At 62.6% G+C, this 14308-nt stretch carries 10 protein-coding genes and 1 tRNA gene; 9 read left to right on the top strand and 2 right to left on the bottom strand.

The genetic code is table 11. The annotated features are described in order from the left end of the window. Window positions 1-213 precede the first annotated feature (213 nt). The 8 genes from ACLBXN_RS09975 to ACLBXN_RS10010 all read left to right on the top strand — a co-directional run bounded on the left by ACLBXN_RS09975 (window position 214) and on the right by ACLBXN_RS10010 (window position 11153). The gene (locus ACLBXN_RS09975) at window positions 214-1389 is read left to right on the top strand and encodes an AI-2E family transporter (RefSeq protein WP_211456139.1); all 1176 of its coding nucleotides are present in this window, start codon (window positions 214-216) and stop codon (window positions 1387-1389) included. A gap of 234 nt (window positions 1390-1623) precedes the next feature. After that, a complete protein-coding gene (fdnG, locus tag ACLBXN_RS09980) occupies window positions 1624-4689 on the top strand; it encodes a formate dehydrogenase-N subunit alpha (protein WP_447612010.1) in 3066 nt (1021 codons plus the stop codon). 12 nt (window positions 4690-4701) lie between these two features. Beyond that, window positions 4702-5631, top strand: a complete 930-nt coding sequence (fdxH, locus tag ACLBXN_RS09985) for a formate dehydrogenase subunit beta (protein WP_003055535.1) — start codon at window positions 4702-4704, stop codon at window positions 5629-5631. Beyond that, the gene (locus tag ACLBXN_RS09990; RefSeq protein WP_211456137.1) at window positions 5628-6254 is read left to right on the top strand and encodes a formate dehydrogenase subunit gamma; all 627 of its coding nucleotides are present in this window, start codon (window positions 5628-5630) and stop codon (window positions 6252-6254) included. Before fdxH ends, ACLBXN_RS09990 begins: the two co-directional genes overlap by 4 nt. A gap of 102 nt (window positions 6255-6356) precedes the next feature. Beyond that, entirely contained in the window at window positions 6357-7325 is a 969-nt protein-coding gene (fdhE, locus tag ACLBXN_RS09995; RefSeq protein WP_447612011.1) for a formate dehydrogenase accessory protein FdhE, read from the top strand. Between the two features lie 89 nt (window positions 7326-7414). Next, a complete protein-coding gene (gene selA, locus ACLBXN_RS10000) occupies window positions 7415-8854 on the top strand; it encodes an L-seryl-tRNA(Sec) selenium transferase (RefSeq protein WP_447612012.1) in 1440 nt (479 codons plus the stop codon). Window positions 8855-8949: 95 nt separating this feature from the next. Continuing rightward, window positions 8950-10875, top strand: a complete 1926-nt coding sequence (gene selB / locus ACLBXN_RS10005) for a selenocysteine-specific translation elongation factor (protein ID WP_447612013.1) — start codon at window positions 8950-8952, stop codon at window positions 10873-10875. 182 nt (window positions 10876-11057) lie between these two features. Then, window positions 11058-11153: transfer RNA gene (locus ACLBXN_RS10010), tRNA-Sec, on the top strand. 17 nt (window positions 11154-11170) lie between these two features. Here ACLBXN_RS10010 and ACLBXN_RS10015 read toward each other — a convergent pair. Then, window positions 11171-12859, bottom strand: a complete 1689-nt coding sequence (locus tag ACLBXN_RS10015) for a long-chain fatty acid--CoA ligase (RefSeq protein ID WP_447612014.1) — start codon at window positions 12857-12859, stop codon at window positions 11171-11173. A 182-nt stretch (window positions 12860-13041) separates the two neighbouring features. Here ACLBXN_RS10015 and ACLBXN_RS10020 point away from each other — a divergent pair, with 182 nt between their 5' ends. Further along, window positions 13042-13554 carry a pyridoxamine 5'-phosphate oxidase gene (locus tag ACLBXN_RS10020; protein WP_447612015.1) on the top strand — a complete coding sequence of 171 codons (513 nt, stop codon included), beginning with the start codon at window positions 13042-13044 and terminating at the stop codon, window positions 13552-13554. Here the strand turns inward: ACLBXN_RS10020 and ACLBXN_RS10025 are convergent. After that, window positions 13551-14069, bottom strand: a complete 519-nt coding sequence (locus tag ACLBXN_RS10025) for a hypothetical protein (protein ID WP_447612016.1) — start codon at window positions 14067-14069, stop codon at window positions 13551-13553. The genes ACLBXN_RS10020 and ACLBXN_RS10025 overlap by 4 nt on opposite strands. Window positions 14070-14308 lie beyond the last annotated feature (239 nt).

Consider the following 14308-nt stretch of genomic DNA (forward strand, 5'->3'; position numbering starts at 1 on the left):
TGACCTCCGCTTTCCTTCGGAAAGCATTAGCTGGTTTGTGGAACCTCCCGCGACACGGCTGTACCGATTGGCGGATGCGACTGTGGCTGGGGAAGGGCCTTGAGTTGCGGCAGCCATTGTGCCACTGTTCAAAGTCTTGGTCTTATAAAAGACAAGATGTTTACACCCCTGGGACTCGCTTACATTGCAGGAACTCCGTAAACAAGGATTCGCATGCCGCTTTTGCCGCTTCACAAACGTGCATTCATTCTTCTTTTGATAGCAGTAACTGCTGGATTCGGCTTGGTTCTTGAGGAATATGCCGTTGCCATCTTCTGGGGCGTGGTATTTGCCATCGTCTTCGCCCCCCTGCACCGCAAGCTGCTGATGCGCATGCCCAACAGGCCCACGCTGGCCGCGCTGGCAACCTTGCTAATTAGTCTGGTAATGGTCATTTTGCCGCTGTCTCTGATAGGGCTGTCGCTCATCAAGGAAACCGCTGCCATCTATGACCAGGTCAGCAGCGGCAACCTGTCCGCCGGCAACTATGTGGAGCAGATATTCAACGCCCTGCCCTCCTGGCTGACACCGTGGATGGAGAAGCTGCACCTGGGCACGCTGGAAGAAATCCAGACCAAGCTCTCCAATATCGCGCTGCAGGCCAGCAAGCTCGCGGCAACCAAGGCCGTGGGACTGGGGCAGAACACCCTGGGCTTTGTGGTGGGCTTCGGCGTCATGCTCTATCTGATCTTCTTTCTGCTGCGCGACGGCAAGGAACTGGTGGCACGCATCTGGGCTGCAACGCCTCTGGCACCCGAGCACAAGCGCGAGCTGGCCATCAAGTTCATCACCGTCATCCGCGCCACCGTCAAGGGCAACCTGGCCGTCGCTGCCGCACAGGGCGCCTTGGGGGGGCTGATCTTCTGGATTCTGGGCATCCAGGGCGCGGTGCTCTGGGCGGTGGTCATGGCTTTTCTGTCGCTGCTGCCCGCAGTGGGTGCAGGTCTGGTCTGGGGGCCGGTCGCGATCTACTTCCTGGCCACAGGCGCCGTCACCAAGGGCCTGATCCTGGCCACCTACGGTGTGCTGGTCATCGGACTGGTGGACAACGTGCTGCGCCCCCTGCTGGTCGGCAAGGACACCAAGATGCCTGACTATGTGGTGCTGATCTCCACACTGGGAGGCATGGCCTTGTTCGGTCTTTCGGGCTTTGTGCTCGGTCCGGCCATCGCCGCTCTGTTCATGGCTGCCTGGGAGCTGTTTGCCTCCATGCAGGCGCAGGAGGAAGAGCAACTGAGCCGCGAAAGCGCGCAAAAACGCACAACGGCCGATGAGCCTCAGCCTGCCGAGAGCCCGCTTGCCGTCACTGCAGAGCCCTCGACCGAAACACCAAAAAGCGACACAGACTAGGAATTTTCTGTGCAATTCGGCCTGTCAGCTGATGGTGTTTCGCCCTGAAACTTGATAAGTTCAGAAGCGCAGGCCGAAAACTATGGTGGCGATAAAGAAATACAAAAACGAAAAATAAGGAGCAAAACCGCTTGACGTTACTCAAGAATTAAGGGTTTGTAACTGCTATCAAAAATGAGGGGGGTCGTAAAATTTGCTTTCACTATAAGCGTTCATACGAAAAGGTACCCCACAATGGTCCAATTCTCCAGACGCCAGTTCATGAAAGTGACTGGTTCGACTCTGGCGGGTTCCAGCTTGGCGCTGATGGGTTTCTCACCCACAGCTGCGCTCGCTGAGGTGCGACAGTACAAACTGTCTGCTGCCACCGTAACCCGCCAAACCTGCACCTACTGCTCCGTAGGCTGCGGCATCCTGATGTATTCCCTGGGCGACGGCAGCAAGAACAGCCGCCTGTCCGTGATGCACGTGGAAGGCGACCCGGATCATCCGGTCAATCGCGGCACACTGTGCCCCAAGGGTGCATCGCTGCTGGACTTCGTCCACAGTCCAAGCCGCCTCAAGTATCCAGAATATCGCGCGCCCGGCTCCTCCGAGTGGAAGCGCATGTCCTGGGACGAGGCGCTGAACCGAATCGCCAAGCTGCTCAAGGAAGACCGCGACGCCAACTTCGTTGAAACCAACGAAAAAGGCCAGAAGGTCAACCGCTGGCTCACCACCGGCATGCTGGCCGCCTCGGCCTCCAGCAACGAAGCCGGCTACATCACGCACAAAGTGGCCCGCTCCTGGGGCCTTCTTGCACTCGACAACCAAGCACGTGTCTGACACGGCCCGACGGTGGCAGGTCTTGCCCCGACGTTTGGCCGTGGAGCGATGACGAACCATTGGGTCGACATCAAGAACGCGGACGTTATTTTGATCATGGGCGGCAATGCCGCCGAAGCACACCCCTGCGGCTTCAAGTGGGTGACCGAAGCGAAGGAGCACAACAAGGCTCACTTCATGGTGGTCGATCCGCGCTTCAACCGCTCGGCATCCGTGGCTGACTTCTATGCACCGATCCGTTCCGGCTCGGACATTGTCTTCCTCGGCGGTGTGATCAACTACCTGCTGACCAACGACAGGATTCACCACGAGTATGTGAAGAACTACACGGACTTCTCATTCATCGTGCGCGAGGACTTTGCGTTCGACGAAGGTATTTTCTCGGGCTACAACCCCGAAAAGCGCACGTACGACAAGGCATCCTGGGACTATGAGCTCGGTGACGATGGCTTTGTGAAGGTCGATCCCACACTGGAACACCCTCGCTGCGTCTATCAATGGCTCAAGAAGCATTACGCAGGCTACACCCCCGAGAAGGTGGAATCCATCTGCGGCACGCCCAAGGAAAAATTCCTGCACGTGTGTGAGAAGCTTGCTTCGACTGCCGAAGCAGGTCGTGTTGCCACCATCATGTACGCACTGGGCTGGACCCAGCACACCACGGGCGCGCAGATTCTGCGTACCGGCGCCATGATCCAGCTGCTGCTGGGCAATATCGGCATCGCTGGCGGCGGCATGAACGCGCTGCGCGGCCACTCCAACATCCAGGGTCTGACCGACCTGGGCATTCTGTCCGCTTCGCTTCCCGGGTACCTGACGCTGCCGAACGAAGCCGAGCAGGACTACAACCAGTACATCGCCACACGCACGCCCAAGCTGCTGCGCCCCGGCCAGATGAACTACTGGTCGAACACGCCCAAGTTCCACGTCAGCCTGATGAAGGCATGGTGGGGCCCGGCGGCAACTGCAGAAAACAACTGGGCTTTTGACTATCTGCCCAAGCTGGACAAGCAGTACGACATGCTGCAGATCTTCGAGATGATGACGCAGGGCAAGGTCAACGGCTACATCGCTCAGGGCTTCAACCCCCTGGCGGCCCTGGCCAACAGCAACAGCGTGCGCGAAGGCCTCAAGAAGCTGAAGTTCCTGGTCATCATGGATCCGCTGGTGACCGAGACTTCGGAGTTCTGGAAGAACCACGGTGAGTTCAACGACGTGGACTCCGCCTCCATCCAGACCGAGGTGTTCCGCCTGCCCACCACCTGCTTCGCCGAAGAAGACGGTGCCGTGGTCAGTTCCTCGCGCGTGCTGCAGTGGCACTGGAAGGCTGCCGAACCTCCGGGAGAGGCCAAGACCGACATTGCCATCATGTCCGGCCTGCACCTGCGCCTGAAGGCCCTGTACCAGAAGGAAGGCGGCAAGTTCTTCGAGCCCATCACCAATCTGTACTGGCCTTACGCCGAAGCCCACCACCCCTCCTCCGAGGAAGTGGCCAAGGAGTACAACGGTCGTGCGCTGGTGGATCTGTTCGACCCCAAGGACCCCACCAAGCTCATCCGCAAGGCGGGCGAGCAGCTGGCGGGCTTTGGCGAAATGCGCGATGACGGCACCACCCTGGGCGGCTGCTGGATCTGGGCTGGCAGCTGGACTTCGTCCGGCAACCAGATGGCGCGCCGCGACAACAGCGACCCCACAGGCATAGGCAACACGCTGAACTGGGCCTGGGCCTGGCCTGCCAACCGCCGTGTGCTGTACAACCGTGCATCCTGCGACCGTCAGGGCAAGCCCTTCAATCCCGAACGCGTGCTGATCAAGTGGAACGGCAAGCAATGGGGGGGTGCGGACGTGCCGGACGTGGCCGTGGGCCTGGATCCCGAGGTGATCAACCCCTTCATCATGAACCCCGAAGGGGTGGCCCGCCTGTTTGCTCGCAAGGGCATGGCAGAAGGTCCGTTCCCCACGCATTACGAGGCGTTTGACAACCCGCTGGGCTACAACCCCATGTACCCCAACAACAAGCTGGCCGTCATCAGCCCCGTGATACGCATCCTGGAAACCGCCAAGGGCACCCAGGGCGATCCCAAGGACTACCCGCACGTGGGCACGACCTACCGCCTGACCGAGCACTTCCACTACTGGACCAAGCATGTTCAGCTGAACAACATCGTCCAGCCAGAACAGTTCGTGGAAATCGGCGAGGCACTGGGCAAGGAGCTGGGCATCGAAACCGGCCACCAGGTCAAGGTTTCGTCCAAGCGCGGCTTCGTCAAGGCCGTGGCCGTGGTGACCAAGCGCATCAAGCCCATGAAGATCGATGGCAAGACCATCCATCACGTAGGCGTGCCGATTCACTGGGGCTTCTCCACGACGGGACGCAAGGGCTATCTGGCTAACAACCTGACAGCCTCCGTGGGTGACGGTAACAGCTTGACCCCTGAATCCAAGACCTTCCTCGTGAAGGTGGAAAAGATCTAAGGAGCCACGCTGATGTCCTCAACCATGTCTCTCGATATCAAACGCCGCTCGGCGACGACGACACCCGCACCCAGCGCACGCGGTGCGCATGCGGGTGAAGTCGCCAAGCTGATCGACGTCTCCAAATGCATTGGCTGCAAGGCTTGCCAGACAGCCTGCATGGAGTGGAACGACCTTCGCGACGAAATCGGCACAGTGGCCGCTGGCGTCTACGATAACCCGACGGATCTGACGTCGGAATCGTGGACCGTGATGCGCTTTGCCGAGTACGAAAACGAAGCCACAGGCAACCTGGAGTGGCTGATCCGCAAGGACGGCTGCATGCACTGCGAAGACCCGGGCTGCCTCAAGGCCTGCCCCTCGCCTGGCGCCATCGTCCAATATGCCAACGGCATCGTGGACTTCCAGCAGGACCAGTGCGTGGGCTGCGGCTACTGCGTCACGGGCTGCCCGTTCAACATTCCGCGCATCTCCAAGAAGGACCACAAGGCGTACAAGTGCACCTTGTGTTCGGACCGCGTGGCTGTTGGCCAGGAACCCGCCTGCGTCAAGACCTGCCCAACCGGAGCCATCCAGTTCGGCACCAAGGAAGCCATGCAGGAGCAGGCCTCCCGCCGTGTCGTGGACCTCAAGGAACGCGGCTACGAAAAGGCCGGTCTCTACGACCCGCAGGGCGTGGGCGGTACGCACGTGATGTACGTGCTGCACCATGCGGACAAGCCTTCGCTCTACAAGGGCCTGCCGGACGATCCCAAGATCAGCCCGATGGTGTCCCTGTGGAAGGGTGTGGCCAAGCCTCTGGCCATGGCCGCCCTGGGTGCAGCTGCTGTCGGCAGCCTGTTCCACTACATCACCAAGGGTCCGAACGACGTGTCCAAGGACCTGGAAGATGAAATGGAGCGCAAGGACGCCGAAGCGCAGAACAAGGAGAACGGCCAATGAAACGCAACCCTCGCGACCTCGTGCGCTACAACGCATCGGAGCGCGCCAACCACTGGGTGGTAGGCATTTGCTTCATTTTGCTGGCCCTGTCCGGCCTGGCGTTCTTCCATCCCGCCTTCTTTCCGCTGACACAGCTGTTCGGTGGCGGCCCATGGACGCGCATTCTGCACCCCTATATCGGGGTGGTGATGGCCTTGTTCTTCGTCATCATGGCTTGCCGTTTTGCCAAGCTCAACATCGTGGAACCCCGCGATATCGAGTGGCTCAAGAACGTCAACAAGATGATCGACGGCGACGACCACGACATGCCCGAACAGGGCAAGTACAACGGTGGCCAGAAGCTGCTGTTCTGGGGTCTGGTGATCGGCATGCTGCTGATCACGGTCACCGGCGTGCTGATGTGGCGTGCCTGGTGGACGCTGCCCGTGGGCGTGGTGCGTGCCGCTTCGGTGGTGCATGCCATCGCTGCGGTATGGATGATCGGCCTGATCATCATGCACGTCTATGCGGCTATTTGGACTCGCGGCACCATTCGCGCCATGTTGTATGGCACAGTGACCCGTGCCTGGGCCAAGCAGCACCACCGCGGCTGGTATCGCAAGATGACTGGCGACAACGACTGATCGCATCGGTCTTTGGATAAAGTCACTTAGACACTTGTTGATCGCCGCCGGACGCCCTCTGCTGGGCGTGCCGGCGGCTTCAGTTTCGGGACCCCTATTTCTATGCAACAACGCATTCTTCAACCCGGCGAAATCGAAGCGCTGGACAAGACCAGCTTCCCCCGCATCCTGCTGCCTCAGGTGGCCAGCCTGTTTGCCGACCGCGCCGCGCGCCTGCGTCAGCTGTCGCAAGGCAATCCGATTGCGGATTACCTGCAGTTTGCAGCCAAGATCGTGGATGCACAGCATGCCGCAGCCTCCCGAGTGGAGCTGCAGCCCCTGGACACCGACAGCATCGAGCGAGCGCAGCAGCACTCCATGCCCTTGCTGCCTGCGGCCGACCACATCGATCCGGCCTGGCATGAGGTGCTGAATGCCATGCTGGACACGCTGGCCGGAAGCGAAGGCCTGCCCGAGCCCCTGCAACCGCTGATCACTTCGCTGCGCGAACTCAGCCTGCAAGAGCGCGATGAAATCGCCCAGCGCCTGCTGCAAAAGGAAGTGGCTGCCCGCCATATCGGCATGGCGCCTTTCATCATGGCCGCGCTGCAGGTGGTCTTCGCCAGGCGCGCAGCAGCCCTGCAGGTGCAGGACGTGCCCTATACCGAACCTGCCACCATCTGCCCCGTGTGCGCCAGCGAACCCGTGGCCAGCGTCATCCGCATTGGCGGCAAGCTTGCCGGTCACCGCTACGCCCATTGCGGCACTTGCGCCTGCGAATGGCATATGGTGCGCGTCAAGTGCACGCACTGCGAATCGACCAAGGGCATCCACTACCAGGGCATCGACGGCGGCGGCGAGGAAGTCCTGGCCGAAACCTGCGACGAATGCGGCAGCTACCGCAAGATCGTCAACCAGGAAAAAAACCCCATGGTCGAGCCTCTGGCCGATGATCTGGCCAGCCTGATGCTGGACCTGCTGATGAGCGAGACCGGCTTCCAGCGCGCCAGCGCCAATCCTCTGCTGTTTGTGGCCGTAGCCGAAGAGCAGCAAGGCGAGGCCGACCAGCAGCTGGTGGACCCAGCAGCCTGAACCTGCGGGCGCCAAGCGCCACCATAATGAGGGCGGCAGGTCTTCCTGCCGCCTTTTTTGATTTTTCGACGACCCGACACACCCTGGCCATGAGCAATACCGCAGCGACTGCCCCCGAAATTTCGCACCCCTCCCAGCTTCCTGCCGTGGACAAGGTCTTGCTCGCGGTCGAGATGCAGGCATTGCGTCAATCCTATGGCCTGGACGCCTGCACCAAAGCCGTCCGGGACGTGCTGACAGAGCTGCGCCAGCAGCTTCTGGGCGCTGGCGATCAGCCAGCCCAGAGCGTGCAAGCCAACATCGGCTCCATCGTCCAGGCCGCACAGCGCCAGCTTCAGGCCCGGTTCGCGCCACGCCTGCAGCCTGTCTTCAACCTCACCGGCACGGTGCTGCATACCAATCTGGGCCGCGCGCTGCTGCCGCAGGCTGCCATCGACGCCGTGGTGCAGGCCATGAGCGCACCGGCCAATCTGGAGTACGACCTGGACGACGGCGGCCGCGGCGATCGCGACGACCTGGTCGAATCGCTGATCTGCGAGCTGACCGGTTCCGAAGCCGCGACCGTTGTCAACAACAACGCCGCTGCCGTGCTGCTGGTGCTGTCCACCATGGCCACGGGTCGGGAAGTCGTGGTCTCGCGCGGCGAGCTGGTTGAAATCGGCGGCGCCTTCCGCATCCCCGATGTCATGACCCGCGCCGGTGCCCGGCTGATCGAAGTCGGCACCACCAACCGCACCCACGAGAAAGACTATGCAGGGGCCATCGGCGAGAACACGGCCGCGCTCATGAAGGTGCACTGCAGCAACTACGCCATCACCGGCTTCACCAAAGCCGTCAGCGATGCCGATGTTGCCCGCCTTGCGCACGACAGCAGCCTGCCCATGATCGTCGACCTGGGCAGCGGCACGCTGATCGACATGCGCGACTGGGGACTGCCCTATGAAGTCACGGTGCGCGAGACGGTCGAGTCCGGTGCTGACATCGTCACCTTCAGTGGCGACAAGCTCCTGGGCGGCCCGCAGGCCGGCATCATCGTCGGCAAGCGGGAGCTGATTGCCCAGATCAAGAAGAACCCGCTCAAGCGCGCGCTGCGCGTGGGCAAGATCACGCTGGCGGCGCTGGAGCCCACGCTGCGCCTGTACCTGAACCCCGAAAAGCTCGCCCAGGAGCTGACGACGCTGCGCCTGTTCACACGCAAGGCCGCCGACATGCAGGCCCAGGCCGGGCAGCTGCAGCCTCTGCTGCAGCAGGCACTGGGCCAGGACTATGTAGTGGAAACCGCGGCCATGAACAGCCAGATCGGCAGCGGCGCCCTGCCCGTGGAAAATCTGCCCAGTTTCGGCCTCAGGATCTATCCGGCCAGCGGCAAACAGGCGGGTCGCCAGCTGACCCGGCTCGAAGCGCGCTTTCGTGCCCTGCCCCGGCCCGTGATCGGGCGCCTGCATGACGACGCCCTGTGGCTGGATCTGCGCTGTCTGGAAAACCCGGCACAGGCCCTGTTTGCCGCGCAGCTGCCTCTGCTGGCCTGAGCCAGTCCCATGACTGCGCCCCGCAAATTTATAGAAGAACACCTTGCATCGCTTGATACACAAGCGCTAGCAGCTATCAAAACCATAAGCACACCATGATCATCGGAACCGCAGGCCATATCGACCACGGCAAAACCACGCTGGTGCGTGCGCTCACGGGCGTGGAAACCGATCGCCTCAAGGAAGAGAAAGCCCGCGGCATCTCCATAGAACTCGGCTATGCCTACAGCCCGCTGCCCAATGGCGATGTGCTGGGCATCATCGACGTGCCGGGCCACGAGAAATTCGTCCACACCATGGCCGCCGGTGCCGTGGGCATTGACCACGCCCTGCTGGTCGTGGCTGCCGACGACGGCGTCATGCCCCAGACCATAGAGCATCTGGAAATTCTGCAGCTGCTGGGTGTCAGGCGCGGCAGCGTGGCGCTGACCAAGGTCGATCGCGTGCTGCCGCAGCGCATTGTCGACGTGCACCGGGAAATCAACGCCATTCTCGGCGTCACTGCTCTGGCCGACAGCCCCATCTTCGAGACCAATGCCGCAGAACCCGGCAATGCCGGCGTACAGGCCCTGCGCGAACACCTGCAGGTGCAGGCCCAGATGATGCAGGCGCGCCCCCGGGACGGCCTGTTCCGGCTCGCCGTGGACCGTGTCTTCACGCTGCCGGGCCAGGGCACGGTGGTCACGGGCACGGTCTTCAATGGCCAGGTACGGGTGGGCGACACGCTGGCACACTCGGCCAGCGGCCGGACCGTGCGCGTGCGCAGCATTCATGCCCAGAACCAGAGCAGCGACAGCGGCGTCGCCGGCCAGCGCTGCGCACTGAATCTGGCAGGCATAGGCAAGGACGAGATCGAACGCGGCGACTGGATCATGGACCCGCGCCTGCTGCAGGCCACGGACCGCCTCGACATTCATCTGCACCTGCTCAGCGAAGCGCCCTCGCTGGCCCAGTGGACGCCCGTCCATGTGCATCTGGGCACCAGGCGCACCACCGGCCATGTGGCCTTGCTGCAGGACCAGGCCATAGAGCCCGGCACCGAAGCCCGCGTGCAGCTGGTGCTGGATGCGCCGGTCTTCGCACTGCCCGGCGACCGCCTGATCCTGCGCAACGCCCAGGCCAGCCGCACCATCGCCGGCGGCATGGTGCTCGACCCCTATGCACCTAGCCGCAAGCGCCGCAGCGCAGAGCGCATGGCCTACCTCGACGCCATGGAGCAGCTCATAGCCCGCAGCGACTTCAGGCCGCTGATCGCACAGGCCCCGCACGGCATTGCGCGCTCGCAGCTGGTGCGTCTGAGCGGCCATGCCTTCCCCGAGGCCAGCCTGGCCGACACCATCCAGTTGCCCATTGCAGGCGGCGATGCCATGGTGCTGGGCCTGCAGCGCTGGCAGTTGCTGCAGAACCAACTCATCGACAGCCTGGCGCGCTTTCATGAAAAATCGCCCGACGAACCCGGCGTCAACGCAGCGCGGCTGAGGCGCATGGCCCTGCCCGGCCTGCAGCAAAACAGCTACGACGCGCTCTATCAGGGCCTGGTCGATGCCCTGCTTAGCAGTCAGAAGCTGGCCAGCACCGGCGCCTGGCTGCATTTGCCGCAGCACAGCGTGCAACTGAGCAGTGCCGAGCAGACGCTGGCCGAAAAACTGCTGCCCGCCATCGCGGCAGGCCGCTTTGACCCGCCCTGGGTGCGCGATCTGGCGCGCGACCATGCCGCAGGCGAAGAACTGGTGCGCCAGCTGCTCAAAAAGCTCTCGCGCCAGGGCCAGCTGTTTCAGGTCGTCAAGGACTTGTTCTATGCACCGGCGCGCATGGATGAACTAGCCGCCCTGGTTGCCGACATCGCCGGCAGGCACGCCAAGGGCGAAGTGGAAGCCAGCGCATTCCGCGACGCCACCGGTCTGGGCCGCAAGCGCGCCATCCAGATTCTCGAATTCTTCGACCGCACCGGCTACACGCGCCGCGTGCGCGACGTCCATCTGCTGCGCCCAGATGTGCATTGGAATAGCACGCAGCGCTGATCCTGCAAGGAAAGCAGATAGAAATCAGCCCAGGTTCCTTATGGAGCCTGCGCAACAAGCTATCAAATCAGAATAGCGGGGCATGAGGCCTTGTCGTGCGGTTTGCCATCAAGTGCCGGATTGCTGGCTACAATCGCAGTCCTATCTTCTACAAGAGTGGCAGCTGCCACTCTTGACCCAAAGGAAGGCAATCGTGCCCGGTGGCGCGGCCGGGCTTCAAACCCGGTGGGGGGCGTCAGCCGCTCCCGGGTTGGTTCGACTCCAGCTGCTTTCCGCCACTCCCCTTCTCAGGTATTCAGACTGCAGCTTCCTGCTCCTGCAGCATTCGCCACATCACCTTGCCGCTGCCGCTCTTGGGCAAGGCCGTCACGAACTGCACCAGACGCGGTGCCTTGTAGACCGCCATATTGTCGTGGCACCACTGGATGATCTGCTCTGCTGTCGTGGCCTCATGACCGGCGCGCAACACGACCACGGCCTTCACGGTTTCGCCGCGATAGGCATCCTTGGCGGAAATCACGCAGGCTTCCTGAATCCCGGGGTGGCGGAACATCAGCGACTCCACCTCGGCCGGCCAGACCTTGAAGCCGCTGGCATTGATCATGCGCTTGAGCCGGTCGGTGATGAAGAAATAGCCCTCCTCATCCACACGCCCCAGATCGCCGGTGCGGAAAAAGCGCTTGCCATCCAGCTCCATAAAGCTTTGCTCGGTCGCCTCGGGACGCTGCCAGTAGCCCTCGAACACCTCGGGCCCATGGACCACGATCTCACCCTGCTCTCCCTGCGCCACCTCTTCCAGCGTGTCGGGGCTGATCACGCGTGCATCGGTGCTCATGAAGGGGATGCCCAGGCATTGCTGCTTGGGATGGTCGGGCGGATTGCTGTGCGAGGGTGCGGCGGTTTCGGTCAGTCCATAGCCTTCACAGAAGCGCAGCCCGTACTGCTCGAGCAGCCGCTGGGCCACGGCCTGGGGCATGGCGGCACCGCCGCCGCCGATGTATTTGAGGCTGGACAGGTCAAAGGACGCGAAGTTGGGACTGGCCAGCAGATCGATCACCATGGTCGGGATATTGGTCCAGCTTGTGACCTGATGGTGGGAGATCAGGCGCCCTGCCAGTTCACGCTCCCAGCGCGGCATGATGATCAGCGTCGCACCCATGTAGATGGCACTATGCAGCACGGACACCATGCCCGTGATGTGAAACATGGGCACGACGGCGAGCACCACGTTCTCGCTGGTGCCCGTGCCCCACATCGCGCCGGAGACGGCGTTGTGGTTGATGCTGCGATGCAGATGCATGCAGCCCTTGGGATGGCCTGTGGTGCCGCTGGTATAGGGCAGCAGGGCCAGATCGTCACGACCCGCTGTATGCGGCGGCGGCGGCTCGCTGCAGGCCAGTGCCTGCGTCCATGCATGGACCTGGCCGTGGTTCAGGCTGGCAGGCTCGCGCTCGCCCAGCAGCCAGTTGCGCCAGGCTTCGGGCGGCGCATCCGGCCCCTGCACATCGGCATCAAAGCCGTCGGTGAACCGTGTCACCAGCAAGTGCTGCAGCGCCTCGGTGGGCTCCAGGGCATTGCTGGCCTTGGCCAGTTCCGGCGCCAGATCGGCCGTGGTAATGGCCACCTTGGCACCCGAGTCCGTGATGTAGTGCTTGAGCTCCTCTGCCGTATTCATGGGATTGACCGGCACCACCACCGCATTGGCGCGAAAGATGGCGTAATGCGCCAGCACCAGCTGCGAGCTGTTCTGCATCAGCACGATGACGCGGTCGCCTTTTTTCACGCCCAGGCCATGCAGATAGGCGGCCATGCGCTCCGTCCCCTCGCACAGCTGCTTATAGGTCGTGGTGCGACCCAGAAACACCAGCGCGGCCTTGTCCGGATAGCGCCTGGCATTGACGGCCAGGTTATCCCAGACGCTGGTTGCTGGAACGGTGATGGAATATGGCAGCCGATTGGGCCAAAACTGGTGATGAGCGGGCATGAGTCAGGCAATCCGAAAAGCGTATACATAGTCCGGGTGGACTAATCAGTTCGCAAGACTAGGCCTGCCGACACGGCCCGGCATCCGGAATGCCCCCAAGAGCCGGTCACTCAGGTGACGGCTGGTGCGGCCTGGCACGGCTCGCCCTGACCCAGCCTAGCGCTCTGGCTTACCATGCACCAATGCCTCATGAATCACGCCTGCAGCAGTCGCTGCGCCACCTACTCGCCAGCCAGCGCACCGCCGCCCTGGCCGTGCAGCCACAGGCCAGCTCTTCGGCGCCCGGATATCTTCCGGCCCCGGGGCTGTCTCTGGTGCCCTGGGCCTGGAGTGGCGATTTCAGCTGTCTGGTACTGCATGTCAGTGCGCTGGCCAGCCACACCCAGGCCATGGAGCGGCATCCCGCCGTCAGCCTGCTGATCAGCAGGCTCGAATCGGCGGAGCAAGCCGTGCATGCGCTGGAGCGCATCAGCATCCAGGGCGTGGCATCCACTCCGCCGCGCGACAGCGCTCTGTGGCAAGGCGCCCGTGCCAGCTATCTGGCGCGCTTTCCCGAAGCCGAGCCCATGACGGCGCTGGGCGACTTTCGCTTTGTCTGCATCACGCCGCAAGCCGGCAGGCATGTCGCCGGCTTCGGCGCGGCGCGCGATGTGGACGAGCACGATCTGATAGCCGCACTCAACCCGGCTACCTAGCCTTTGCTGGCTTGGCCCGACCTGGATTGGCCAGCTTGAGCCTGGAGCACATGCTCGGCAATCAGGCACATGCAGGCCAGCGGCTGGCCCTGCATCAGGGCCTGAACATAGTCCTGCCAGATCTGCCCCTGCTGCTCCACACTTGCGTCCAGAAAGCACTGCAGCATCTGCTGCGGATCTGCACAGGCCTGATAGTGATAGGGATCGCGCCGCAGGCATGCCGCGCGCAGATGCAGGCCGAACGCCTCCCATGTCACTGCCCGGCCTTGCAAGCGCTGCCACTGATGCAACAGCTCATGGGCGAAGACGCCTGCCACCCCAGGGTGGGCAAGCCGCAGCGGCCGATGCGGGTCAGCCTGCTCAAAAAAGCTGCGCTGCAGATAGATGCGCCCGCCACCCAGGGACAGCGCACGCCGGGTATCACCCAGACGCCGCACATGCAGACGCATGCCGGGCAGCAACTCATCCAGCGCAGTGCCGAAAAGCCGCTGCACGAATCCGGTCTCGACCGGCATCAGGCTTCTTCGCCAGAACATCAGGCAGCAAGCCGCGCATAAGGAGAATTCCGCATTTCAGAGACTCCCGTCACGTTCCAGAACTCGAAGACCTGGCCCGGCTGCGGAGCCTGCACCGAGAAATGCGGGCGCTCGTGCAGCAGGACCACCTGCCAGCCATAGCTCCACAATGGCCGAGCCCGGAATATACCCGCCATCCTGAAAACGCACCGACACCGCGGCATGGGGGTCGAAGCACT

This window comes from Comamonas sp. C24C (genome assembly GCF_053345995.1).